Source organism: Bradyrhizobium sp. UFLA05-89, from assembly GCF_059803475.1.
This window is the reverse complement of the sequence record NZ_JBANBA010000008.1, coordinates 34,142-59,462: the sequence shown is the minus strand read 5'-3', so window position 1 is coordinate 59,462 and position 25,321 is coordinate 34,142. Positions and strand designations below refer to the sequence as shown.

General features: G+C 64.2%; 24 protein-coding genes. 3 read left to right on the top strand and 21 right to left on the bottom strand.

Annotated features, from left to right (window positions below; translation table 11 throughout):
- Positions 1-19 precede the first annotated feature (19 nt).
- The 4 genes from gap to SO139_RS06615 are packed head-to-tail and all read right to left on the bottom strand — an operon-like array spanning position 20 to position 5,008.
- Positions 20-1,027: a type I glyceraldehyde-3-phosphate dehydrogenase gene (gap, locus tag SO139_RS06630; protein WP_449378718.1), complete on the bottom strand. Its 1,008-nt coding sequence runs from the start codon at positions 1,025-1,027 to the stop codon at positions 20-22.
- Positions 1,024-3,054 carry a transketolase gene (tkt, locus tag SO139_RS06625; protein WP_449378719.1) on the bottom strand — a complete coding sequence of 677 codons (2,031 nt, stop codon included), beginning with the start codon at positions 3,052-3,054 and terminating at the stop codon, positions 1,024-1,026. The genes gap and tkt overlap by 4 nt, the downstream gene beginning before the upstream one ends.
- Positions 3,055-3,085: 31 nt before the next feature.
- Positions 3,086-3,961, bottom strand: a complete 876-nt coding sequence (locus SO139_RS06620; protein ID WP_449378720.1) for a phosphoribulokinase — start codon at positions 3,959-3,961, stop codon at positions 3,086-3,088.
- 12 nt (positions 3,962-3,973) lie between these two features.
- Complete coding sequence (locus SO139_RS06615) at positions 3,974-5,008, bottom strand: class 1 fructose-bisphosphatase (protein WP_498539802.1); 1,035 nt, start codon at positions 5,006-5,008, stop codon at positions 3,974-3,976.
- Between the two features lie 118 nt (positions 5,009-5,126).
- Here SO139_RS06615 and SO139_RS06610 point away from each other — a divergent pair, with 118 nt between their 5' ends.
- Positions 5,127-6,098 (top strand): LysR family transcriptional regulator, encoded by a 972-nt coding sequence (locus tag SO139_RS06610; protein ID WP_449378722.1) that lies wholly within the window; start codon positions 5,127-5,129, stop codon positions 6,096-6,098.
- A 305-nt stretch (positions 6,099-6,403) separates the two neighbouring features.
- Here SO139_RS06610 and SO139_RS06605 read toward each other — a convergent pair whose 3' ends face one another.
- From SO139_RS06605 to SO139_RS06590, 4 genes are all read right to left on the bottom strand, one after another.
- On the bottom strand, positions 6,404-6,823 hold the full coding sequence (locus tag SO139_RS06605) for a DUF4118 domain-containing protein (RefSeq protein WP_449378723.1): 420 nt from the start codon (positions 6,821-6,823) through the stop codon (positions 6,404-6,406).
- Positions 6,824-6,997: 174 nt separating this feature from the next.
- Entirely contained in the window at positions 6,998-7,219 is a 222-nt protein-coding gene (locus SO139_RS06600; protein ID WP_449378724.1) for a hypothetical protein, read from the bottom strand.
- A 124-nt stretch (positions 7,220-7,343) separates the two neighbouring features.
- Positions 7,344-8,540: an MFS transporter gene (locus SO139_RS06595; protein WP_498539801.1), complete on the bottom strand. Its 1,197-nt coding sequence runs from the start codon at positions 8,538-8,540 to the stop codon at positions 7,344-7,346.
- Between the two features lie 48 nt (positions 8,541-8,588).
- Positions 8,589-9,188: a TetR/AcrR family transcriptional regulator gene (locus SO139_RS06590; protein ID WP_498539800.1), complete on the bottom strand. Its 600-nt coding sequence runs from the start codon at positions 9,186-9,188 to the stop codon at positions 8,589-8,591.
- Positions 9,189-9,498: 310 nt separating this feature from the next.
- Between SO139_RS06590 and SO139_RS06585 the strand changes: the two genes are divergently transcribed.
- Positions 9,499-9,810, top strand: coding sequence for a hypothetical protein (locus tag SO139_RS06585; RefSeq protein ID WP_498539799.1), 312 nt, complete (start codon positions 9,499-9,501; stop codon positions 9,808-9,810).
- A 158-nt stretch (positions 9,811-9,968) separates the two neighbouring features.
- Positions 9,969-10,265 carry a hypothetical protein gene (locus SO139_RS06580; RefSeq protein WP_498539798.1) on the top strand — a complete coding sequence of 99 codons (297 nt, stop codon included), beginning with the start codon at positions 9,969-9,971 and terminating at the stop codon, positions 10,263-10,265.
- A 110-nt stretch (positions 10,266-10,375) separates the two neighbouring features.
- Here the strand turns inward: SO139_RS06580 and SO139_RS06575 are convergent, their stop codons facing one another.
- The 13 genes from SO139_RS06575 to SO139_RS06515 form a co-directional block, all read right to left on the bottom strand.
- Complete coding sequence (locus SO139_RS06575) at positions 10,376-11,308, bottom strand: dihydrodipicolinate synthase family protein (RefSeq protein ID WP_498539797.1); 933 nt, start codon at positions 11,306-11,308, stop codon at positions 10,376-10,378.
- Positions 11,309-11,456: 148 nt separating this feature from the next.
- The gene (gene yjfP / locus SO139_RS06570) at positions 11,457-12,212 is read right to left on the bottom strand and encodes an esterase (protein WP_498539836.1); all 756 of its coding nucleotides are present in this window, start codon (positions 12,210-12,212) and stop codon (positions 11,457-11,459) included.
- Positions 12,213-12,217: 5 nt separating this feature from the next.
- On the bottom strand, positions 12,218-12,526 hold the full coding sequence (locus SO139_RS06565) for a hypothetical protein (RefSeq protein ID WP_449378730.1): 309 nt from the start codon (positions 12,524-12,526) through the stop codon (positions 12,218-12,220).
- A gap of 25 nt (positions 12,527-12,551) precedes the next feature.
- Positions 12,552-13,382, bottom strand: coding sequence for an NAD-dependent epimerase/dehydratase family protein (locus SO139_RS06560; protein WP_449378731.1), 831 nt, complete (start codon positions 13,380-13,382; stop codon positions 12,552-12,554).
- A gap of 501 nt (positions 13,383-13,883) precedes the next feature.
- On the bottom strand, positions 13,884-15,101 hold the full coding sequence (locus SO139_RS06555) for an MFS transporter (protein ID WP_498539796.1): 1,218 nt from the start codon (positions 15,099-15,101) through the stop codon (positions 13,884-13,886).
- Between the two features lie 666 nt (positions 15,102-15,767).
- Positions 15,768-16,748 carry an alpha/beta fold hydrolase gene (locus SO139_RS06550; protein ID WP_498539795.1) on the bottom strand — a complete coding sequence of 327 codons (981 nt, stop codon included), beginning with the start codon at positions 16,746-16,748 and terminating at the stop codon, positions 15,768-15,770.
- 88 nt (positions 16,749-16,836) lie between these two features.
- Positions 16,837-17,250: a TIGR01841 family phasin gene (gene phaP, locus SO139_RS06545; RefSeq protein WP_449378734.1), complete on the bottom strand. Its 414-nt coding sequence runs from the start codon at positions 17,248-17,250 to the stop codon at positions 16,837-16,839.
- Positions 17,251-17,269: 19 nt separating this feature from the next.
- Positions 17,270-19,228, bottom strand: coding sequence for an acyl CoA:acetate/3-ketoacid CoA transferase (locus SO139_RS06540; RefSeq protein WP_498539794.1), 1,959 nt, complete (start codon positions 19,226-19,228; stop codon positions 17,270-17,272).
- Between the two features lie 21 nt (positions 19,229-19,249).
- On the bottom strand, positions 19,250-20,341 hold the full coding sequence (gene phaC, locus SO139_RS06535) for a class III poly(R)-hydroxyalkanoic acid synthase subunit PhaC (protein ID WP_498539793.1): 1,092 nt from the start codon (positions 20,339-20,341) through the stop codon (positions 19,250-19,252).
- Positions 20,338-21,000: a poly(R)-hydroxyalkanoic acid synthase subunit PhaE gene (locus SO139_RS06530; RefSeq protein WP_498539792.1), complete on the bottom strand. Its 663-nt coding sequence runs from the start codon at positions 20,998-21,000 to the stop codon at positions 20,338-20,340. Before SO139_RS06530 ends, phaC begins: the two co-directional genes overlap by 4 nt.
- A complete protein-coding gene (locus tag SO139_RS06525; RefSeq protein ID WP_498539835.1) occupies positions 20,993-22,183 on the bottom strand; it encodes an iron-containing alcohol dehydrogenase in 1,191 nt (396 codons plus the stop codon). The genes SO139_RS06530 and SO139_RS06525 overlap by 8 nt, the downstream gene beginning before the upstream one ends.
- A 35-nt stretch (positions 22,184-22,218) precedes the next feature.
- Positions 22,219-23,604 (bottom strand): aldehyde dehydrogenase family protein, encoded by a 1,386-nt coding sequence (locus tag SO139_RS06520; RefSeq protein ID WP_498539834.1) that lies wholly within the window; start codon positions 23,602-23,604, stop codon positions 22,219-22,221.
- 10 nt (positions 23,605-23,614) lie between these two features.
- Positions 23,615-25,267: an acetolactate synthase large subunit gene (locus SO139_RS06515; RefSeq protein ID WP_449378738.1), complete on the bottom strand. Its 1,653-nt coding sequence runs from the start codon at positions 25,265-25,267 to the stop codon at positions 23,615-23,617.
- Positions 25,268-25,321 lie beyond the last annotated feature (54 nt).

Here is a 25,321-nt window from a genome sequence, read left to right as displayed (position 1 = left end):
TCGTTTCTCGTCTTTCGGTTCAGATCAGCCGGCCCATCGCTACCGCGGTGTCGGCCATGCGATTGGAAAAACCCCATTCGTTGTCGTACCAGCTCATCACCCGCACCAGATTGCCGTCCATGACCTTGGTCTGGTCGAGATGGACGATGCTGGAGCGCGGGTCGTGGTTGAAATCGGTCGAGACGTTGGGCGCGCCGGTAAAGCCCAGAACGCCCTTGAGCCGGCCATTCGCGGCGGCCTGCACGGCGTCATTGATCTCCTTCGCGCTCGTTGCGCGCCTGGCCACGAACTTGAAATCCACCGCCGAGACGTTTGGTGTCGGCACGCGGATCGCCACGCCGTCGAGCTTGCCCTTGAGCTCCGGCAGGACCAGCCCGACCGCCTTGGCCGCGCCAGTCGATGTCGGGATCATCGACAGCGCCGCGGCGCGGGCGCGGTAAGGGTCCGTGTGAAGAGTATCGAGGGTCGGCTGATCTCCGGTGTAGGAGTGGATCGTGGTCATGAAACCCTTCTCGATGCCGACGGTCTCATTCAACACCTGGGCAAGCGGCGCGAGGCAGTTGGTCGAGCACGAGGCGTTGGAGACTACGACGTGATCGCCCGTCAACTTAAGATGGTTGACGCCGAACACGACGGTGAGATCGACCTCGCTCGCGGGCGCCGAGACCAGCGCGCGCTTTGCACCGGCCTGAAGATGCGCAGCCGCCTTGTCGCGGGAGGTGAAGAGGCCCGTGCATTCGAGCGCAATATCGATGCCGAGCGCGCGATGCGGAAGCTGCGAAGGGTCCTTGATCGCGGTCACCTTGATTGGACCTCGACCTATGTCGATGGTGTCGCCGTCGACCCTGACTTCGCCCGGGAAGCGGCCGTGGACAGAGTCATATCGGAGCAAATGTGCATTGGTTTCGACCGGTCCGAGATCGTTGATCGACACCACCTCGATATCGTTGCGGCGGGACTCTGCGATCGCGCGCAGCACGTTGCGGCCGATCCGTCCAAATCCGTTGATGCCGACACGCAAGCTCATGCTGCTTTTCCTTCCCTCGCGCGGGCGACCGAGCGCCTGGCCGCTTCCGCAACGCTCGGTGGTGTGATGTTGAATTCGCGGTAGAGAACAGGCGCCGGCGCAGAAGCGCCGAAGCCGCGCATGCCGACGAACTCGCCGTCCGCGCCGATCCAGCGCGGCCAATCGCCGAGGACCGCGGCTTCGATGCCGACGCGCGGCGCAGTGCCCAGCACGGCAGCGCGGTACTCCTCTCGCTGCTCCCAAAACAGCGCGAAGCAGGGCGCGGAGACAACAGCCGCGCGGATGTGCTCGGTCGCGAGCAGGCGCGCGGCCTCGATCGCAATCGAAACCTCCGAGCCGGTTGCAATCAGCGTCACATCGCGGCCGCCGTCAGGCGTGACGACGAGATAGGCGCCGCGTGCAACGCGATTTGTGCCGCGCGCATCGCTGCGGAAGGTCGGCAAAGCCTGACGCGACAGACACAGCACGGAGGGACGCGTCGTCGCTTCCAGCGCGCAGTCCCAGGCTTCCAGCGTCTCAACGGCATCAGCGGGACGGAACACCAGGAGATTCGGGATCACGCGCAGCGCCGCGAGATGCTCGACCGGCTGGTGCGTGGGCCCGTCCTCACCAAGTCCGATGGAGTCGTGGGTCATCACGTGGATGACACGCAGCTGCATCAGGGCTGCAAGCCGGATCGCCGGCCGGCTGTAGTCGGAGAATGCGAGGAACGTCCCGCCATAGGGGATGAAGCCGCCATGCAGCGCAATGCCGTTCATCGCGGCTGCCATGCCGTGTTCGCGAATGCCGTAGTGGATATAGTCGCCCGCGAACCTGCCGCGCGTGACGGGAGCCTGCGTCTTCGCATGCGTCAGGTTCGAATGGGTCAGATCGGCCGAGCCGCCGACGAGGCCCGGGATCGACGAGGCGATGCCGTCGAGCACCTGTTGCGAAGCCTGCCGCGTCGCAAGCTTCGGACGCTCGGTGGCAAAGCGCTCGCGCAATTTCGCCGACGCCTGGGCATAGGCATTCGGCAGGGCCAGAACCTTGCCCTCGATGAACAGCTCGCGCTGCGCAGGGCTCGCGCACTCATAGCGATCGAGCCAAGCGAGACGGTCGACCTGCCCGCGCTGCCCGATCATGCGCCACGCCTTGAGGATCGGGATCGGTACCACGAAGGGCTGATAGTCCCAGCCGAGAGTCCTTCGCGCTGCCGCCGTCTGCTCGGTGCCGAGCGGCGCGCCATGCGCTTTCTCGGTTCCCTGACGATCCGGCGCGCCGTAGCCGATGATGGTCCGGCAGGCGATCAGTGACGGCCCTGCGGTTTGGCGCTCTTCCGCGATCGCCTGCGCGACCGCCTCCGGATCGTGCCCGTCGACGCGGCGCACCGACCAGCCGGACGCAGCGAAGCGTGCTAGCTGGTCGTCCGAGGTCGCAAGCGAGGTCGGCCCGTCGATGGAGATGCCGTTGTCGTCGAACAGGACGATCAGGCGGCCGAGCTGGAGATGGCCGGCGAGCGAGATCGCCTCCTGGCTGATGCCTTCCATCAGGCAACCGTCGCCGGCGATCACGTAGGTGAAGTGATCGACGAGGCCATCGCCATGCTGCGCGTTGGCCATGCGCTCGGCGAGCGCCATGCCGACCGCGGTAGCGATCCCCTGCCCGAGCGGACCCGTTGTGGTCTCGACGCCTGGCGTGTGGCCATATTCCGGATGACCCGGCGTCTTCGAGCCCCATTGCCGGAAAGCCTTGATGTCGTCGAGGCTGACGGCGCCGCCGGTAAGATACAGCAGCGCGTAGAGCAGCATCGAGCCATGGCCCGCGGAGAGCACGAAGCGGTCGCGATCCGGCCAGTTGGGATGCGCCGCGTCGAACTTGAGGAAGCGCGAGAACAGCACGGTCGCGACGTCGGCCATGCCCATGGGCAGGCCGGGATGGCCGGACTGCGATTGCTCGATGGCATCGACCGCGACGAAGCGGACGGCGTTGGCGAGGTCAGCATGGCTGACCGCGCTGAGGTCGGCTTCGGCATGAACCGAGATGTTCATCGGACCCTCCCGTTGTTGTCGTTGCTGTGCATCACTTCATGCTTCGCTTGCGCTCGATCAGCTGCATGATCAAAGGTGTCAGGATGAGCTGCATCGCGAGATCGAGCTTGGCGCCCGGACAGACGATCGAATTTGCACGCGACATGAAGCTGTGCGGCAGCATCGAGAGCAGATAGGGAAAGTCGATGCCGCGCGGGTTCTTGAAGCGGATCACGACCATCGATTCATCCGGCGTCGGGATCCAGCGCGCGATGAATGGATTGGACGTGTCGACCGTCGGCACCCGCTGGAAATTGATGTCGGTCTCGGTGAATTGCGGGCAGATGTAGTGGATGTAGTCTGGCATCCGCCGCAGAATGGTATCGGTGACGGCCTCGGTCGAATAGCCCCGCGCGCTGCGGTCGCGGTGCAGCTTCTGGATCCATTCGAGATTGATGACGGGCACGACACCGATCTTCAGATCGGCATAGCGCGCGACGTTCACCTTGTCGGTGACCACGGCGCCATGCAGGCCTTCGTAGAACAAGAGGTCGGAATTCTCCGGCAGCTGCTCCCATTCGGTGAAGGTGCCGGGAGGCGCGCCATACAGTGCAGACTCTTCGGTGTCGTGGATGTAGTGGCGCGTCACCGCGGTGCCGGTCTCGCCATAGTCGCGGAACGCCCGCTCAAGCTCCTCGAACAGGTTGGTCTCGGGACTGAAATGGCTGAAATGCTTGTTGCCGCGCTCGGCCTCCTTCGCCATCTGCGTGCGCATCTCCGCGCGGTCGTAGCGGTGAAACGCATCACCCTCGATGTAGACAGCATTGACGCGCTCGCGAAAGAAGATCTGCTCAAAGGTCTTCTTGACCGAGGTCGTGCCGGCGCCGGACGAGCCGGTGATCGAGATGATCGGATGCTTCCTGGACATACGCTATCCTCCTCACAGCCGGAAGAAGCCGCGCCGCGCGAACAGCGGCGCGGAGACGCTCGCGACCAGCAGCGGATCGCAATGCAGCTCCTCGACCCGCCGCACCTCGTGGTGCGAGCCCATGATCAGCGGCGCGCGCTGGTGCAGATTGTGCGCAGCGAGATCGAGGATGCGCTCGCGCCCGGTCGAAGCCGCACCACCCGCCTGCTCCATGATGAAGGCCATCGGATGCGCCTCGTAGGTCAGGCGCAGGCGGCCGTCGCCGTAACCGGGGCGCGCGTCGGAGGGATAGAGGAACACACCGCCGCGAGTCAGGATGCGATAGGCTTCCGCGACGAGCGAGGCGACCCAGCGCATGTTGAAATTGCGGTTTGCCGGACCGTCGACGCCGGCAAGGCATTCGTCGACGAAGGCGCGCACCGGCGCATCCCAGTGCCGGCGGTTCGAGGCGTTGATCGCGAACTCGTCGGCCGTCTCGGGGATCTGCACGCCGCGCCGCGCCAGGCGGAAACAGCGCGCGCGATCCAGCGTGAAGACGTCAACACCATCGCCAAGCGTCAGGACCAGCGAGGTCTGCGGACCGTAGGTGACGAAGCCCGCCGCAAGCTGCGCCGAGCCGCGCTGGTGGAAGGCGAGGCCAAGATCATCAGGGGCCGGCAGGATCGAGAAGATCGTGCCGACCGTCATGTTGATGTCGATATTGGAGGAGCCGTCGAGCGGATCGATCGCTACGCAGATTTTTGCCGCGCGGTCGACGATCTGAGGCTCGCGCATCTCCTCCGAGGCAAGCGCCGCGATCTGCGCTTGGCCGAGGCAGCGGCGCAGGACAGCATCCGCCCGCAGATCGAGGTCGCGCTGCAGATCGCCATCGCTGTTGCAGCCGGTGGTCAGACCCGAGGCATCTGACAGCTGTCCGGTGCCGGTGAGGTCGGCGATATCGATCGCAGCGGCGGCGATGGCATCCACCGCACCTGCCACGGCCAGCGCCTCAGGGGCGGTTTCAGAATACCGTTGAAGATAGTCGTCCAGCCTGAGTTGCCCGGTCATGTTGCGTCCATCCCCTCGCGGCCGCCGCTATCCTTGTTCCCGGATCGGGAGTGGAGCGGCTGGTCCCAGCACGAAGAAATTGACAGAGCTGACGCAATAAGGAAAATTTCTATTCATAATGACCATCAAAGAATTTTCTTATAATGGCCATCCAGCGACCCAGCTCCGGCATCTGACGATCCGGCAGCTTCGGTCACTCGCCGCGCTGTCGGCAAAGGGCAGCGTGACGGCGGCCTCGACGCACCTCGGGCTGACGCAGCCGGCAGTCACCCAGCAACTTCGGCAATTGCAGGATCTGGCGGGGCTGCCGCTGGTGCAGCGAACCGGCGACGGCATGTTGTTGACGGAAGCGGGCAAGGAGGTGCTTGCGCTCGCCGATCGCGTCGAAGCTGCGATCGCGGATTGTCAGGGCGCGCTCGATCTTCTGGCCGGGCGAACCGGCGGCACGGTTCATCTCGGCGCGGTCTCGACCGCAAAATACTTCGTGCCGCACGCGATTGCGGCGTTCTCGCAGCGCTATCCGAAGATCGAGATCAAGCTCACTATTGGCAATCGCGAGGACATCCGCGAGGCCATGCACGGCTACGATCTCGATTTCGCGGTGATGGGCCGGCCACCGGCCGATGTCACGGTCGACGTGCGTCAGCTCGGGCGCAACCCGCACATCATCGTCGCGCGCAAGGGACATTGGCTGGAGAAGGATTCCGGCCTCAACCTGACCGACCTCGTGCACGAGACTTTCCTCACCCGCGAGCCCGGATCCGGCACGCGGACGCTGATGGAAGGCATGTTTCAGAAGTCCGATCTCGAGCCGATCATCGGCATGGAGATGAGCAGTAACGAGACCATCAAGCAGGCGGTGATCGCAGGCCTCGGCATCGCGTTCATCTCCGCGCACACGGTCGCGCACGAACTCGCCGAGGGCCGTCTCATCATCCTCGACGTCGCGGGCCTGCCAATCGTCCGGCAATGGTACGTGATCCGCCGCAGCGACAAGGTGCTGCTGCCACCGGCGCAGGCGATGTTCGATTTTCTGGGCTCGGAGGGTTCGAACTACCTGCCGGACGTGCCGGAATTGCGCGGACGCTGACTGAGGCCGCGTTTATTCCGCGGGAAGCAAGCTCTCCGGCCGGCCGGTACCCTCGCTGGCCCCCGCAGTAGCCGCATCGATGCCCCGGTCGAACGTCAGCTTATCAGCTTCATGATCAGCGCCGCTGCCAGGACGCAGATGATCTGGAGCAAGCGCTCGGTGGTGAATATCCTATTGAAGGTCGTCATTACAGTCCCAGCCCGCGATTCGTTCAGCAGAGTGCTAGCACGCCTTCACCGAAGCAATGAAACATCGCGATGATTGGAACCGCATGGCGTGAGATGGTACCGGAACTTTCGCCGGCCTCACTGCGAATTACGGGCGACAGTCTTCTCCGTGCCCTTCAGGCCGCCGCCATTGATGATCGTCATGGTCTGACGACAGAGATCGGCAAAGCCGATCAACAGCACGCTGAACAGGAAGAACAGATTGATGTCATGCGCGTCGGCGCGGGTCAGCGTGCTGAACTCGAAGAAGGGCGGCATGAACGCCCACCAGACCAGCGGAACGGCGAGCAGGATGGCGAATACCGCCGCAGGCGCTCCTGCAACGATCCCCACGATGAACACGGCCGGCAGGAACGCGGCGAAGTAGAGCTGGGCTCCAAGGAGAACGCAGACGCCCTGGAGACTAGCCGAGGCCGCCAGCACGATGAAGGCAAACGCAAAGGCCTGCCAGGACCACGGCCGTATTTTCGGTCCAGAGAACGCTCCCGGGCGGCTCATTGGAAATCCCCTTTTGCGCCGCGAACACGGCTGAGGTTCCAACCAAACTAGCACACCCGTTCAGGGCCGCGATAGATGTGCACTGCGGAAACAGACCATGTGAGGCCCGGTAAATAGCCACCGCGCAGCCACGGTTGACGCCGTAACTCGTCTCGGCCGTTTGCGGATTGGCGCCTATGCCGCCATCAGTTCCCGACCGGCTTGAGCGGGCCCGGACCAGCGACGATCGCCGCAGGCGAAGTACGCCTCGAGCTCCGCCAGCGCGCGGGATTCCCATTCGCCCGCCTGCTCCAGCAGAGACCAGCTCTGGTGCGGCCGGAACGCGGCGGTCTGGCGGTGCAGTGACGCGATCGCCCGATAGCGTCGTACGTTCTCAAGGATGGCTTTCCCGTCCATTTCGAAAACTCCCCAATTCCCATTCGCTGGAGCCAAAGTTGCGTCAGAACCTTTTTCGATTCGTTAGCGGCGGACGGAGAGACGCCAGATAGTTTCCGAATCCTTGCCCGTGCCGCCAGGTGCCTCACTCGAAGGCAGCGTAGATCAACGCCGCGGCCGGCAGCGCAAAGCCGATCCAGGAGGCAAGGATCCAGCCGCCATGCGCAAAGGCAAAGCCGCCGAGCGCGGAGCCCGCGGCACCAGCCGTGAAGAACGTCGCCATATAGAGACCGTTGAGACGGCTGCGGTGTTCCGGGCCGAGCGCGAAGATCGCGCGAAAGCCAAGGACGACGTTGCCCTGCACGCCGAAATCGATCGCGATCGCCGCGATGACGAGGCAGGCGAGATTCAGCGTGGAGCCGGCGACGCCGACATGCGTGATCAGAAAGGCGGCGGCGACCAGCAGCATGGCGGCGAGCGTCGCGCCGCGGCTATGTCCGCGATCGGCGATCCGTCCGGCGATCGGCGCGGCCACGGCGCCGGCGACGCCAGCGAGCGCGAACAGCGCGATGCCGCGCTGCGACAGGCCGAACGCAGGGCTCGACAGCAGAAGCGGCGTCACCGTCCAGAACAGGCTGAACGCTGCGAACAGAAAGGCCTGATAGAGCGCGCGGCGCTTCAGGACCGGCGTGCTCCGCGCCAGATGCGGCATCGATCGCAGCAAGTCGAGATAATGCAACCGCTCAACCGGCATGCGCCGCGGCAGCGCCCACCAGAGCACGAAAGCAAGCGCGATCATGAGCACAGTCGAGCCAAAGAAGACGGCATGCCACGAGGCGATCGACGTCAGGAAGCTCGAAACCGGCCGCGCCAGCATGATGCCGAGCATCAGGCCGGTCGAGACATTCCCGACAACGCGTCCGCGCGTTGCTGCCGGCGCAAGGTGCGCGGCATAGGGAATGATGATCTGGACCGCGACCGAGCCAAGCCCGATGAAGAGGGCAGCGAGAAGAAATGGCAGGGCCTCCGTCGCGCGGGCGGCGGCCAGCAATGCAGCGGCGCCAAGACCGATCACGGAGCAGATCAACGTGCGGTTTTCGACGAGATCCCCGAGCGGGACGATCAGGAGGAGCCCGACGCCATAGCCGATCTGCGTCATGGTAACGATCAGGCCCGCAGCGTCGTGTGAGAGGCGCAGCGCCGTGCTGATCGGCCCGATCAGCGGTTGCGCATAATAGATGTTCGCCGCGACCATGCCGCAGGCGGCGGCAAGCAGAAGGGTCAAGCGTCGCGAAACCGCGCCCTCGTCGGACACGGCTTCGATCGTGGCATTCATCGTCATCACACACTCCGTGCATAGGAAACGATCGTTTCCTAATTAGTCAAAAATTCAGGCGAGCAGCTTCATCGCGACCTCGACCAGACGCTCGCCGTCGAGCGGCAGTCGCGCCTTGCCGACGACGCGCAGTCCCTGCGTCATGCAGATCATCAGGCGCGCGGTATCGTCGGGATCGACATGGCGAGGGACCGAGCCGTCTGCCTGCCCTTCGCGAATGAGGCCGGCGAGAAAAGCTTCATTGGTTTTGAGCCGGGCCGCAACCCACGCCGCGATCTCCGGATCGACGGCGGCCAGTTCGACGGCACTGCCGACCACGAGACAGCCGCGACGTCCTTCGCTGCCCTGGGACGCCTCAACGTAGGAAAGCAGCACGTTGCGCAGGCGGTCGCGTCCGCTTGTGCCCTGCGCGGCAGCGCGCCGAACTTCGTCCTGGCGCCGCGCCGTGTAGCGCTCGAGCGCGGCGAGGAACACGGCATGCTTGTCTCGAAACGCCTTGTATATGCTGCCTGTCGCAAGCTCCATTGCCGCGGTCAGATCCCCGATCGACGTGGCATGGTAACCGCGTTCGCAAAACACTCGCACCGCCTTGTCGAGCGCCACGTCCAGGTCAAACTCGCGCGGCCGGCCGGGCGGACGGGAGATGGGCTGCAATTCTCGTGCGCTCCTTCGCATTCGCACACTTTAGAATCGTTTCCAAATCAAGCAGCTCTTGATCGATGATACCTTGACCGCCATTCGCGGCTCTCGGACCAAACTGTCGCAGAGTCTTGTTCAACATCCGTAAGGAACCAACCGGCCTCGCCACGATTTCTCTCGAAAAGAAGAGGAGAGGAACATGGCAAGGCACCTGACACGCGCCCGCCTCGCGCGCTGCGTCGCCGGCGCGGTTTCGACGCTGGTTCTCTGCGCGACCGCTGTCTTCACGATCGCCCGTCACTTCGCTGCGTGAGGGAGAAGTCGCATGACATCCGACCCGGAGGAGTCAGTTCGCTTGCAAGGCTACGGCGAGATGACGCTGCGCACCGCGCTCGCCACGCTGATGGCGCTGCCGGCGCGCGATCGCGCGGAGGCTGCGATCTTCCGCATCCGCGACGCCTCAAGACTTACATCGCGCGAAATCGGCATGCTTGCATCGGAATGGGGTATCTGGCCGGCAGGCGAGACCGGCACCGACCAACATTGGCCAGACATCGTCCGCGGCATGGTTCGCGAGGCGCCGCTGCCATCGTTGCTGGTGGCCTTTCTGCTTGGCGTACTGGTGGCGCGCAGATGATGGCGCGCGCTCGCTAAATCGGACTCATGTAAACGAGATCACGGTGTTCCGCGAAACCCGGTGAAACCCGATGGCTCGCGAAATCGCGACCGTTCGTTGAGGAACGGCTGCTAGCGGCAGGGATTGGTCCCCTGTCAAACCGGGACATGGAGACAACCATGACACGTATGAAACTTGTGAGCGCGGCCGCACTGATGGCCACGATTTTGCCGCTCGCGACTGCAAGCCCCAGCCTCGCCGCGGGACGCGGTCCGGGCTGGTGTACCCCGTCGAGTGAAAACGCCGTAGGCGCGTCCGGCCCCGCGATGAGCGGCGGCCAGTTGATGGCCGGGGTCGGCCAGTGCCGACGCCTCGGCGGCTGGCACCACACCAGCACGTATGGCTACTGGGGCCCGGGTTATGGATACGCCGAGCCCGGCTGGGGCGCGCCGGCCTACGCTCCGGATGAGTACTGACGCTTCAGCTCTGTAGTGCAAGGCACAGCGGCGCGGTCGATCTCGGCCGCGCCGCATGTGTTTTGCGGAAGCGCCGACCGGAGAATCGTGCCAGGTGGCGGCGACGATGCTCAGCGCGTCGCCGCAATCCTGGCGCGGAAGCTCGCCTGCCCCTGCATGATCTTGTCGACCAACGCATCGAGCGCCCAGAAGCGCTCATGGATGTCGAAGTCGACGGCCCGGCTTCCGATGCAGGAGAATGTACCGAGCCGCTGGTGATACAATTTCGCCAGCTTGGGATAGCCCATCGGCTCGGCCATCGCGGCAAGCGCGAGATAGACGGAAAGATCGTCCGCCAGTGCCGGCTCGGTGGAATGGCGTGTCATGAGCCACTTGTACAGATCCGGGTGAAAGTTCGTGAACACGCCAGTGAAACCTCGCGAGCCGGCCTTCATCGCATCGAAGGCGATCGCCGCATTGGCATTCACGACGGCAAGTTTTGAGTTCTTCGTCAGCGCCACCCGGCGTTGCACGGTGGCGAGATCGCAGGATACGTCCTTGAGAATCACGAACCGTCCGCTCTCGGCGCAGAATCTCAGCTCCTCGTCGGAGAGGAGCCGGCGGAACGGCGCGGGGCATTCGTACAGGCCGAGCGGCAGATCGGCCGGCAGGCGATCGAGCAGCCAGCGCAGATGATCCATGAAGGCGGCGCTTCCCTCGTCCTTTGGATCGAGGCGGTTCGTCACCAATACCAGGCCGTCGACACCGGTGGCGGCAATCGAGGTGAGCTCGGTCAACTGATCTTGGCGCGATTCGCTGATATGGCCGGACGCAATAACCGGCAGCCGGCCTGCTGCCTTTCGCGCGACAAAACGGGCGAGCTCAACGCGCTCATCGAGGCCAAGAAACTGCATCTCGCTCGACTGGGCCACGGCGAACAGCGCATCCGCGCCGTTTGCTATGTACCACTCAATGAGGTTTTCGAGCCCCTGAAAGTCGATGGCATCCGCTTCGGTGAAGGGGGTCAGCATCACGGGAATGATGCCTTGGATCGGTGCGGTCACGGGCCAGCTCCTAAAACGGCGGAATCACGTCGATGATAACGACGAGGCCGACGTTGCGCGCCTCGATGGGGAAGGTCAACAGCAGGACGCCGTTATGTAGCGCGGTCGGCACCACGCCGCGCGCTTGGATCGGTGCCTTGTCCCTGTGTCACGTCCGAGCGGACGAGAGATGACGGGCGAGAAATGCGACCCCGCGCGCGGCGCCATCGGCGCTCACGCGATGGGTGGCGAACGCATCACCGACAAATTCGAGGCGGGCGCCATAGCCGTGGGAGAGCAGATCGGCCTGCAGTCGAACGCTTTCTGCATAGGGAACCACTTCGTCGCGCTGACCGTGCCACATGAAAAGCGGCCGCGAACCGATCTCATGCAACCGGTTTGTCACCTCGTAATCGGCAAGGCTCTTCAGGCGTCGATCATGTTCCTCGCGCGTCTGCTCGGCAAAGCTGCCGAGCGGTGGATGGACAGTCCGCGCGGCATCCCGGAAATAGCCTGATGCCATGTAGCTTGCGGCAGCCGCAATCCAATCGTAGCGCGCGAGGCAACCCAGCGTGACGAAGCCGCCCATGGACGTCCCGGCAACACCGATCATCCGGGTATCGAGGAGTCCGCGCCGCTCGTAGAAATCGCGATAGGCCGGAAGCTCGTCGATCGAGCGTTTGAGTATCTCGTAGAATCGGCCGAGCCGGACCGCGTCATCGCCATCGAAGCGCGCGCCATGCATGTCTGCTTCCGGCAGGATGGCCCTGAGTCCGGCCCTCGCTAGCATGTATCCGAAGAACGCGCTGACTTCCTTGGACGATCGATAGCCGTGAAAGAAGAAGACGGTCGGCAGCGGCCGTTCCATGGCATCGCGTGGTGCCGCGTGAATCGCCGGGATGCCGTCAATGCTGTCTTCGAACATCAAGATCACGGATACGCTCCTCGGATGGTCCCTAAGCCTTGCAGCCTGCGCTGGAGATCCATCGTGAACCTGGCCGGATCCGAGACGTCCTGCCCGACGATCAGAGGTGCCACCATGTCGAGGATCGCGGCCGAAACGGCTGGCCGGCACGCGTAGGAAAAGCATTCCCCCCAGCCGACAAGTCCGTTCTCCGCTGTGATCCGTACGAGGACGGTTTCGAACCGGTCCCACCGCTGCGGCGTGAGATCAATGCCATCTCCTCCGTCCGCGAACGGTATGTCGAGCTCGTAAACTTCAACTGCTGCAATGCGCATTCTGCATTCGCATTCTGGTCGTTTCTCACCACTCGGAAAGGCGGCTTGGAGAGCCGACGAACTCGCCATCGACGAACGAACCGCCCTGCGCGAATTCGCCGGGCCTCAAGATTGCGTCCATGGCGGGGTACGGATCTTTCTCGATGATCGCAGCCGCATAGTCTTCCGCCCGGTCGAGTGGCCTGTAACCGAGCACGTCGGCCTCGGCGCCATCATAGAAGGAACGCGCATTGTCCGAGACACCATATGCCACCGCGTATCTCAAATCGGGCTTCCGTACGCCAATGGCCACGAGCTGCGCGAAATCGCGAGGACTGAGCCAAATCGAGAGTCGTCGTCGATCGATCGGTTCCGGTTCGGCCGAACCGATCCGGATGCAGAGCACGCGGAGTCCGTACTTGGCAGCGAAGAACGCACCGAGCAGCTCGCCGAAGGCCTTGGTCACCCCGTAGCGGCTGTCCGGACGCAAGGGACTATCGGCGCTCAGGCGGCGATTGCGGGGATACATGCCGACCACGTGATTGCTGCTGGCGTAGATGACACGCTCGACACCGGTTGCTCGCGCCGCTTCAAAGACGGCGATGCACCCCTCGATGTTCCCGGCGATCTGATCCTGCCACGGAGCATCCGTTGTGCAACCAGCCAAATGCAGGACGGCACGGCAGCCCGACATGGCCGCGCGCAACCCGTTCTGGTCGGCAAGGTCGCACACGACCTGCTCGTCTTCGCTGGACTCAATGAACTTGCTCCGGTCGAGCAGACGCAGTTTGAATCCAGCGCGCCGCAAGTGGGGAATCGTCATCCTCGCCACGCTGCCCGCCCCGCCCGTTAGCAGCAGCCGATCTTCCGCGCTCATATCGATATCTCCCTCTGCACGCCTCAAGCCTCCAGCGAAATGTGGACGGCCCCCTGAAGGCTTCGGCCCGGCTGCAAGACCACTCGGCCGGCGCCCTGTATCCCGGCTTCCGTCATATTGAATCCGTCAGCCGCGTGACTGGTCGGCTCGACGCAAAGGTATTGCGCCTATCCAGGCTGGTGCACGACCAAGTGTCCGAACGTCGCATCCGCCCATATGCGGATGACGTCGCGGTTGAACCTGCGAATTTCGAACGTTCCATCCCAGCCGCTGCGATAGAGCGTGACTGGCTCCTCCGGCAGAGAACGTTCGGGACAAGAATGTCTCGTGGCACGCCGTCGCGCCCCAGACGAAGATCGATCACGCGACCTCCGAGCGCCGGAGCGATCTGGAGTCGCGCCCCACTCTCGGCCAGCTCAAAGATCCCTTGCAACTTCGTTCTCCGTCATGCTGGGTTCGGCGGCCTCCTTCGCTTTGGGGAAGAAGGCCGTCCGGTTCTCGTTACGCAGAAGCAAGACCGCTGACCTGTGTTGCCGTCGCGCGCCGCTCACCGATGACTATCGCGACGACCAGAAAGGCAACAATGTCAAAGACGGAGAGCAAGACGAACAACGGCTCGTAACCGAACACGCCAGATAGTTGCCCGAGCAGGAGCGAGAATAGCGTTCCACCGATCCAACCTGCCATGCCGCACATCCCTGTCGCCGCCGCGATATCCCGTTTCTCGAACACGTCCGTGCCGAGGGCATAGAGGAGGCTGGACAGCATTCCATGCGCGAACGCACCAAGGGAGAAGAGCATGATCGCAGCGATCGGGCCGCTGACCAGCCCGAGGAGCCCCGGACCGATCATGCAGGATGCGCCTATACCGACGACCGCAATCCGCGAATTGATGCGCGTCATGCCGAACATTCTGACGAGCAGCGGGGCCAAATATCCGCCGAGGATGCAGCCGAGGTCGGAGCCAAGGAACGGCAGCCATGCGAACAAGGCAAACTGCTTGATGTCCATTCCGCGCGCGGTGATCATATAGAGCGGAATCCAGAAGCTGAAGGTTTGCCAGGCCGGCTCGGTCAGGAACCGCGCGACCGCGATGGCCCAGAACTGACGCTTCGCCAGAACCTCGCTGAACGAGGGCTTGGCAAGCACGGATGCGTCCTGTCCCTCCAGGATGTACGTGCGCTCCTCCTCGCCGAGGCGGCCATGCTGCTCCGGATCGCGATACAGAAAGAACCACAGCAGCCCGTAGACGGCAGCCATCGTGCCGCTGATCACAAACGCGACCTGCCATCCCCAAGCGAGCGATAGCCAGATTACGAGGGGCGGGGCGATCGCACCGCCGATCGAACTGCCTGTGGTGACCCAGCCGGCTGCGACGGATCGTTCCTTCGCCGGAAACCAAATGCCAAACGTCTTCACTGCGGATGGAATGGCCGCGGCTTCAGAAACTCCCAGCAAGGCCCGGAAAAGCGCCAGCGACAGCCAGCCGCCCGCCAATGCATGCAGTGCGCAGGCAGCCCCCCAAGCAACGGAAAAAAGAGAAAATCCGCGTCGAAGGCCAATGAAGTCGACGATGTAGCCCGCAAGAGGCTGCATGAACGCGTAGCAGAGGCCGAACGTTGCAACGATATAGGAATATTGTTGGGTCGAGAAATTCAGCTCATGCTGGAGCGTTGGGGCCAAGACGCCCAATATGTTTCGATCGATGTAGTTGATCACGGTCCCGGTTGCGACCAGCGCCAACATGTACCAACGTAAGCCAGGCAATGCCTTCATGTTTCCTCTCCAAGAGTGACCTCTCCGGGTCATTCGTTTCCGTAGATGCCCGCGATGTCCTGCTACCATCGACGGAGGAACTCAGCGCTGAGGTAAAAATTGGCAGCGCACAGGGCGCAACGACCTTCACCCGCCGAAGCGCCACGGCCCAATTCGCGCTCGAATACGTCGCACGCCACCCCGATATCAGTTGTTTTCAGAGCACGGAGCAGTGACGTCCTTTTTGTCAGAGCAGGAAGTCGAATTCCGCGAATTTTGTCGCCTCGCGGAACGAGCCATCGATCACGGTTACTGCCGATGCTGCCGTAAGAAGCGCGCGTCTCCTTCTCTCGATTTTTCTTTGAAGGCGATGTTGCGCACGGTTGCTCTTTGAGCTCAAGTCACGCCAGTCATTCACGGCGTCCGCAGTCCCACGAAGTGAGACTAAAGCGCGATAGCTGGATGAATCGTCATCCCTCTTCAGGTTATTGTTTGAGCATGATCTTCGCGCAAAACGCGTTCCGCGTTTGTCGCAAGGGAAAACCGCTTCACACTTTGCGCTAACGCGGCCCTTCGGGCCGGATCGTGCTCTAGAAAATAAGTTTTGGCGTCATGCCCATCAGGCCGCGTCTACGTGCTGGCGGCTGAGCTAACGTGCAGTTCGCAGGATGTTGGCCATCCGGAGGAAATCGTGTCTCTGAGCAGAAACTTCGCCACCACATCGATCTGCTCGGACGCCATCAATGGCGGGACGTGTCCGCAATCGTCGAACTGAAAGACGTTGGCCATTCGATTGCGCTTGCGCATCTCGGCCGCGAGATCGAACGACAGCAGGTCCGAATTTATGCCGCGCAGCACCAGCACGGGCACGTTGATGGCTTCCCAATAGTCCCACAGGTTCAACGCCGCGAACCAGGGCAACCTGAAGCCCTTGGCGATAGCGGGATCGCATAGCAGCGCATAGCCCTGCCGGCCGTCATCCCAGCGGACGCTATGTTCGGTCAGGTGACGCCAGTGCTGATCGGCGAGCTTGCCGTAAGGCGCCAGCACGGTCCGGAAGTACGTCTCGGCATCCTCGATGGACTTGAACAGCGCCGGCATGTTGCCGATGTACTGGCCGATCCGTTGCAACCCCGTCGACGACACGAAGGGACCGATGTCGTTGATGACGAGCCTGCGCACGATGCTGCCGGAGAAACCGGCCATGATCATGCCGATCAGGCCGCCCAGCGAGGTCCCGACCCAATCCACCTCGGACACGCCGAGACGCGCGATCAACGCGTTCATGTCGGCGCAGTATTGCGGCAGCGTGTAGTGGTCGGGGTTGTCGATCCAGCCGCTGCGGCCTCGGCCCGGCAGGTCCGGGCAGATCACGCGACGGCCGGCAGCGACCAGCCGTGCCGCAAGATGATCGAAGTCCCGCCCCTGCCGCGTCAGCCCGTGAACGCAGACGATCGGCCTCTTGTCGTCGACGGGCCCCCAATCGGTGTACGCCAGCTGGTGGAAACCAGACGGCGAAAGGCCCTGCACGACACCCTGGCGATCAGGCCGAGGCTGCTGCGACCCGTCCCTTCGAACCCTCAATGCCGCCTCTTCCGAACCGTCAGACATCCCGCCTCTCCTGGCAAGTCACGACACGAACGCTTGCCGCGCACGGCGCCGACAACCCGTGAGCCAAATTGACGTTCGTTCAACAACGCTACGATTTCCAGTTTTTGCGCATCTCTTCGAAATTGTCCGTCATGCGCTGCTTGATCAGGTTGAACACCTCGGCGTTGGACTTCGCCGTCATCTCGGCAAACTCGCGAGCGCTGGTCAGTGCCGCCTCGAACGACTTGGCCGCCAATTCGCGTCCCTGCTCGCCGGAAAGCTTCATGTCACGCATCATCGCCGCCGCGTGCTCCGATGCGGAGCGAAGAATTTCCAGCTGATGGCGCGACACCTCGGCCGCCGTTTCGTTCGACAGCTGAGCCGCCTTGGAGATGGCATCGATCGTGTTGCGCTGCCTCTCGAGCAATGCGGGCACGTCGACATCGGGCAATTTGAACGTCCGTGAGAGTTGCTCCATCTGCTCTTTCACGGCCTGAGCGATCTTGTCGGCGTCTGTCGTCATACATCTCTCCTTGAATATTCTACCTGTTCGCTGGATCGATCGATGCTTGAGAGCGTGCAAAGCGCTGTGCTTCGGCCTGCGTCTCGAAGATGTGCGGGGCGACGTGGCGCTCGGCGAGCCCTTCGCCCAGCTTCAGGCGCATGAAGGCGCTGGTGGTGTAGCGCGAGGCCGAGCTGTAGTAACGCTGCTCGAGATAAGCGATCATCGAGAAATAGGTGTCACTGACGCTCGGCTCCAGATGGAAGCCGTCGTAGTTTGCGACCAGCGCCACCGGCTTGCCGACGGCGCGACAGGCGCGCTCGACCTCGCGCCGGACCAGATCGACGTCCTCGACGGTCCTGACGTCAAAGCCCTCGAAATTGACGAACAGCGTGTTGCGCTCGGCATCATAGCCGATACGGTCGGCGAGACCCCGGCCGAGCAGCATGTGGGCGAGCCCCATCGGTCCCTCACGGAAGATGCGCGGGTCCATCGGGCGCACGTTGCGGATCTGCGGCTCGAAATCCATCTGACCGAGAATGTCGCGGTCGATGTCGATGCCGGGCGCCACCTCGATCAGCTCGACGCCGACCGGCGTCCGCTGCAGCACGCAGCGCTCGGTGACGTAGAACACCGGCTGGCCGGTCTCGGCGGCATGCTCGCCGCTGAAGGTGATCTGCTCGACCGCGGAGATGAACTTCTTCGCGGAGCCTTCGCGCAGGACGTGCAGCGCGCCGTCCTCGACCGCGACCTTCAGGCCGCCGCTGGTGAAGGTGCCCGCGAACACCAGCTTCTTCGAGCTCTGCGAGATGTTGATGAAGCCGCCGGCGCCGGCAAGCCGCGCGCCGAAGCGGCTGACATTGACATTGCCCGCGCCATCCACCTGCGCCATGCCGAGGCAGGCCAGATCGAGCCCGCCGCCGTCATAGAAGTCGAACTGCTGGTTCTGGTGGATCACCGCGTCCGGATTGAGCGCGGTGCCGAAATTGAGCCCGCCCTGCGGCATGCCGCCGATGATGCCGGGCTCGGCGGTCAGGGTCAGGAATTTCAACATGTGCTCTTCGGCGGCAACCGCGGCGACGCCCTCGGGCATGCCGATGCCGAGATTAACGACGCCGCCCGGCGGCAGCTCGAAGGCGCAGCGCCGCGCGATGATCTTGCGCTCGTCGAGCTCCAGCGGCTTGACGCGGTCCATCGGCACGCGCTGGCGGCCGGAGAAGGCGTGGCTGTAGGTCGCGCCGTAGGTCTGGACGTGATTGGTGGGGTCGGCGACGACGACGCAGTCGACCAGGATGCCGGGTATCTGCACCTCGCGCGGGTTGAGCGAGTTGCTCGCCGCGATGCGTTCGACCTGGACGATGACGAAGCCGCGCGAATTCTTCGCCGCCATGGCCATCGCCAGATTGTCCAGCGTCAACGCCTCGCGCTCCATGGTGATGTTTCCGGCCGGATCGGCCGTGGTGCCGCGCAGCAGCGCCACGTTGACCGGAAAGGACTTGTAGCGCAGCCACTCCTCGTCATTGATCCGCATCAATTCGACGAGGTCTTCGGTGGTGCTCTCGTTGAGCTTGCCGCCCTGCAGGCGCGGATCGACGAAGGTCTTCAGACCCACCTTGGAGATCACGCCGGGACCGCGCGCGGCGATGTTGCGATAGAGATGGGAGATGCAGCCGAGCGGCAGATTATAGGCCTCGATCCGGTTGGCGAGCGCGAGCTCACCGAGCTTGGGTACCAGCGCCCAGTGACCGCCGACCACGCGCTTCAGAAGACCGTCATGGGCGAGCCGATTGAGGCCACGGTCGGCGGCATCGCCGGGCGCGGCGGCGAACATCAGCGTCAGATCCGATGGATGGCGGGTCTCGCGAAACCGCTTCTCCAGTGCGATCAGGAGCTCGTCGGGGGTGCCGATGCCGACGAAGCCGGATGTGCAGACCGTGTCGCGATCGCGGACGATGGCGACAGCCTCGTCGGCGGAAACGATCTTGTCTTTGCTCATCATGCGAGTTCCCGGGTCATCGCGCTAGTCCCTGGCTGCCAGCCACGCCGATATGCCCTTGCTCAGCGATCCCTGCGACTTGCTCGACACGAACAGGCCGACATGGCCGCCGGGCAGCTCGATCTCCGAATAATCCTTGGTGCCGACATGCTCACCGAGCGCGCGCGAGCAGGTCGGCGGGATGATGTGGTCGTTCAGCGCAAACACGTTGAGCACCGGCGCGGTGAGCTTCGAAAGATCGACGCGCCGTCCCGACAGGACGAACTCGCCCTTCACCAGCTTGTTGTCCTGGTAGAGGTCCTTGAGCCACTGCTTGGCGGCCTCGCCCGGATGGGCCGGCCGGTCGGCAAGCCACTTCTCCATCCGCAGGAAGTTCATCAGCCTGGCTTCGTCGTCGACGACGTCGATCAGGTCGACGTTGTATTTGGTCAGCGAGCGCATCGGCGTCATCAGGGAGAACACCGAGCTCATGAACTCGCCGGGCAGCCCGCCATAGGTATCGACGAGCTTGTCGACGTCTGCACGATCGAGGCTGCGGGTCCAAAGGTTGAGGAAGCCGTGATGGGTGTCGGGATCGTCGCGGTCGGCATGGAAGTCGATCGGCGTGATCGTCAGCACCAGACCCTTGACCTTGTCCGGATGCAGCGCGGCATAGCAGGTCGTGAACACCCCGCCTTCGCAGATGCCGAGCAGCGTGATCCGGTCATGGCCGGTCTCGCGGCAGACCCGCTCCACCGCGGCGTGGATGTAGTCGTCAACGTAATCGTCAATCGTCAGCCAGCGCTCGGTGCGGTTGGGCTGGCCCCAATCGACCAGCCAGAGATCCAGCCCCTGGCGCAGCAGGCTGCGGACCAGCGAGCGGTCCTCCTGCAGGTCGGCCATGGTGTAGCGGCCGATCAGGCCATAGGCCAGCAGCACCGGCGTCCTGACCTTCTGCTCGGCGATGGGGGCGTAGCGAAACAGCTCGACCTTGTCGCGGCGCATGATGAGCGTCTTCGGCGTTGCGCCGACATCGACGTCATCGTCCCTGATGGTCGACAACAGCTTACCGGCCTTCAGCAGCTTGTCGGTCATCTCGGCGAACGGGCCGGTCCCGTTTGGCTGGTCGCTGCTCATGCCTCTCCCCGCGATCCCGCTTCACCCAAGCACCGCTCCAGCGCCCGCACCTCACGCCTGAGCTCGGTGAGCTGGCGCGTCACCTCGTCGAAGTCGCGCTGGGTCGGGATGCCCAGCACGGCAGCGATGGTGTCGGCGATCTCGGATTGCCGCGCTCGGTATTCGGTCGCGGCCTGCAGCAATTGCTTCTGCGCGACCAGAAACTCCTCGGTGCGCTGGTTGGCGATCAGCTCCTCATTGGCAAGCTCGTTCCAGGCCCCAAGATGCTCGCGCCAGCCGGCGTCCTTGGCCTTTCCATCCGGTTGCCTTGCGCTGAACTGCTCCGCCGCGCGCATCCAGGGTTTTGCGGCCACCACTTGATAGGCCGCGAGCTTGCCTTGCAGGTCGCTCCAGGCCGCCGTCAGATGCGCGAGCTTGCGGTCGAAATCCAGCACGTCGGCAAGTCGCGGCCCCTTCGCCATCCGCTCAATGGCTTCAGCGAGGTCATTGCCGGCGGTCATGCCAAAACCGCTCTCGGCGGCGCGCTTCATGATGAAGGGCAGCATCGAGTTCGACCAGGTCTCGCCGATTCCGGCGGTGACGCCGGCCATCGCGCGCCAGGATTCCATCCATTGCGCGGCGAGCGGCCCAAACGGATTGGCCTGGCTCTCCTCAGCCATGGGAGGCCTGCACATAGCGGTTGCTGCCGTCGTCGAAGGCCGCGCTGTAGATCGCGTAGGCATCGTCCAGCGTCAGCTCCCTGGGATTGTTGACCAGGAGGCGCGTCTGCTTCATCGCATCCTCGGCAAGCTTCTTCAGATCGTCGCGGCCGATCCCGACGTCGGCGAGCGAGGGCGGCACCTTGCAGTCGCGACCGATCGAGGTCATCTCGTCGATGAAGGCCCGCGCCTTCTCCGCCTGACTGCCGCGTAGGCCGGGCTTCACGATCTCGGCCAGCTCCGCATAGAGCGGCTCGGCCGCTGCCAGGTTGAACTCGAGCACGTGACGCAGCACGAGCGCATTCGACAAACCATGGGGCACGTGGAAGATCGCGCCGATCGGATAGGCCAGCGCGTGAACGGCTGCCACGGGAGCATTCGCAAACGCCATGCCGGCGAGCATCGAGCCCAGCAGCATCTGCGAGCGGGCCTCGAGGTCTTTGCCATTCTCGCAGACGCGACGCACATTGGCCGACAGCAGCGCCAGCGCCTGCCGCGCGAGCTGGTCGGACATCGGGTTCTTCTTCACCTTGCTGGTGTAGGCCTCGATGGCGTGCACCATGGCGTCGATGCCGGTCGCCGCGGTGACGGCCGCCGGCAGGCCCAGCGTCAGTTCGGGATCGAGGATCGCCCAGTCCGGGATCAGGACCGGCGAGACCACGCCCTTCTTCTCCATGGTCGGCGTGGTGACGATCGCGATCGGCGTCACCTCGGAGCCGGTGCCGGCCGTGGTCGGCACCAGCAGCAGCGGCAGGCGCTTTCCTTTGGCCAGCCCGACGCCATAGATGTCATCCAGGCGATCCGGCGTCTTGGCGAGGTAGGCGACGAGCTTTGCGGTATCGAGCGCGCTGCCGCCGCCGATCGAGAGCACGAGCTCGATGTTGCCCGCCTGGCACGCCGCGACCGCCGCCTCGACGACATGGGAGGGCGGATCGGCGACGACGTCGTCGAACACGCTGACCTCGATCCCGGCTTCGGCCAGCGAATCCTCGGCGCCCTTGGTCAGGCCTACGCCGCGCACGCCCTGGTCGGTCACCAGCATGACGCGGCGGGCACCATAGCTGGCGACGAGTTCGTCGATCTTCCGCGAGGCACCCGGCTCGAACAAGATGTTCGACGGCGACTGGAAGGTGAATTTTCCGATCATGTTCCCTCTCCTCTTCTCAATGGTGCCCGGACTCACGCTCGCCGATGCAGCACCACCATCTTTTCCTGTGTCATGTCGCGCATGGTGTAGGGGATGCCACCGACGCCGTAGCCCGCCTCGCGCCGTCCGGCGAACGGCATCCAGTCGGTCCGGAACGTGGTGGGGTCGTTGATCATGACCGCCGACGCATCGAGCCGCTCGCTGGCGCGCAGCGCGACGTCGATGTCCTCGCTGAACACGCAGGCCTGGAACGGTACCCGCAGCGAATTCGCCTGCGCGATCGCCTGGTCCAGATGCGCGTAACGATAGACGCACACGGCCGGACCGAACACCTCCTCGCGCGACACCCTTGCGTCGGCCGGCGGCTCCAGCAGGACCGTCGGCTGCATCGTGGTGGCCGACAGCCGCTCACCGCCGATCGCCCGCTGCGCGCCGGCCGCCACCGCCTCACCGATCCAGTCGGTGATGCGGTCGACCTCCTTGGGATTGATCAGGGGCCCGACCTCGGTCTCCAGCAAGGTCGGATCGCCGGTCCGCAGCTTGGCGACACGGGCGACCAGGCGCTCGGTGAAGGTCTTGAAGATGGCTTCGTGCACGAAGATGCGCTGGGTCGACACGCAGACCTGGCCGGCATGGTAGAAGCCGCCCTTCACCAGCGGCTCGATGATGCGATCGAGATCGGCACTGCGATCGACGATCGCGGGTGCCACGCCGCCATGCTCGAGCGCCGAACGGGTGCCATGCGCGAGCTTGCCGTGCAGCCGCCAGCCGACGCTGGCCGAGCCGATGAAGCTCAGGAAGCTGATGCGGGGATCGCAGGCGAGCTGTTCGGCAAGCGCGTTGCCGCGCGGCATGAAGGTCTGGCACCAGGCCTCCGGCAGGCCGGCCTCATGCAGCAGCGCGACGAAATCACGGCAGCTCAGCGGCGTCGCGCTCGCCGGCTTGACGATGACGGGACAGCCGACCGCGACCGCCGGCGCCACCTGGTGCACGATCAGATTGAGCGGATGGTTGAAGGCGGAGATCGCGAACACGACACCGATCGGCTCGCGCGTCGTGAAGGCCCAGCGCTTGGCGGAGGCCGCCGTCAGTCCCATCGGGATCTCGCGCCCGGCAAAGGCCCGGAGCTCGTCGGCGGCGCAGTGCAGGCCGTCGATGGCCCGCGTCACCTCGATGATCGCGTCCGTCAGCGGCTTGCCGCCTTCGCGCGCGATCTGGCGCGCGAATTGGTCCCGCCGTCCGTCCAGAAGACCGGCAGCCCGCCGCAGCACCGCAATGCGCGCATGCGGCGCCAACCAGCCGTCGCGATCGCCGAGGACGCGCAGCGCGGCCCCAAGCTTGGCTTCCATTGCCTCGACATCGTCGACCGGGACCTCGGCAAAGGCGACCCGGTCGAACGCTTGTACAACCTGTAGCATCATTCTCTCGTCAGGACGGCTCGACGCCGAGCTTGCGGTTGCGCAGCTCATCGACCAGCACGCGCGTGTTCTCGGAATAGTCGATGGCCACATCGACGAGATGGACGCCGCCGCCCTTGAAGGCCGCTTCCAGCGTCGGCAGCAGCCCGTCCACCGAGGTGACGCGCGAGCCCTTGGCGCCGTAGGACTCCGCATAGCGGACGAAGTCGGGATTGCCAAAGGAGAGGCCGAAGTCCGGGAAATTGTCGACCGCCTGCTTCCAGCGGATCATGCCGTAGGCACCGTCGTTGAGGATCAGCACGACCAGGTTGAGCTTGAGGCGGACCGCGGTCTCCAGCTCCTGGCTGTTCATCATGAAGCCGCCGTCGCCGCAGATCGCCATCACCCGGCGGTCCGGATAGAGCATCGCCGCCATCATCGCCGACGGCAGGCCGGCGCCCATGGTGGCGAGCGCGTTGTCGAGCAGCAGCGTGTTGGCGACATAGGTCCGGTAATTGCGCGCGAACCAGATCTTGTACATGCCGTTGTCGAGCGCGACGATGCCGTTCTCGGGGATCACCTGGCGGATGTCGTGCACCAGCCGCTGCGGCGTCACCGGCCAGCGGCTTTCCGTGGCGCGGTCGGAGATCCGGCCGAGAATGCCTTCGCGCAGCGGCAGCAGCGCCCTGGCGTTCGGCAGCCGGCCTTCGAGCCGATCGGCGAGCAGCTCGAGGCTCGGGCCGACGTCGCCCACCACCTCGGCATGCGGGAAATACACTTGTTCCACCGTTGCCGGCGTATAGCTGACATGGATCACCTGCGGCCCCTTCGGGCCCATGATGAAGGGCGGCTTCTCCACGGTGTCGTGGCCGATGGCGATGATCAGATCGGCCTGGTCGATCGCCTCATGCACATAGTCGCGTTCGGACAGCGCAGCCGTGCCCATGTAAAGGCTGGTGCCACCGGGCACGGTGCCCTTGCCCATCTGGGTCGTGAAGAAGGGAATCCCGGTCCGCCGCACGAAGCCGGCGATGCCGAAGGTCGAGCGGGGCCGGCTGGCGGCCGCGGCCAGCATGATCAGCGGCTTCTTCGCTGTCAGGATCATCTCGGCCGCGCGGTCCAGGGCTGCGCGATGCGCCACCGGAATCTCGATCGGGTGGATCGGCACCATCGGCACCGGCTCGACCTCGTCGCCAGCGATGTCCTCAGGGAGCTCGAGCAGGACCGGGCCCGGACGCTCCTCCATCGCGACACGGAAGGCATCGCGCACCAATGTCGGAATGCTGGCGGCGCTGACGATCTGCCGGGACAGTTTTGTGAGCGGCTTCATCGACGCGACCACGTCGACGATCTGGAAGCGCGCCTGACGGCTGCTCATGATCGCCTTCTGGCCGGTGATCATCACCATCGGCATCGCGCCAAGATGCGCATAGGCCGCGCCGGTCGAGAAGTTCAGCGCGCCCGGACCGAGCGTCGAGATGCACACGCCGGGCCGTCCCGTCAGCCGGCCATGCGTCGCCGCCATGAACGCCGCCGCCTGCTCATGGCGGGTCAAGATCAGCTGGATCTTCGAATTGCGGAGCGACTCGACGACGTCGAGATTCTCCTCCCCCGGCACGCCGAAAATCCGGTCCACGCCCTCATGTTCCAATGCTGCGACCAACAGGTCAGAGCCCTTCGTCATCTTCCTCTCCTTGTTGCCGAGCACCGCAGTGCACCACGTAATCGCGCCAGGCTT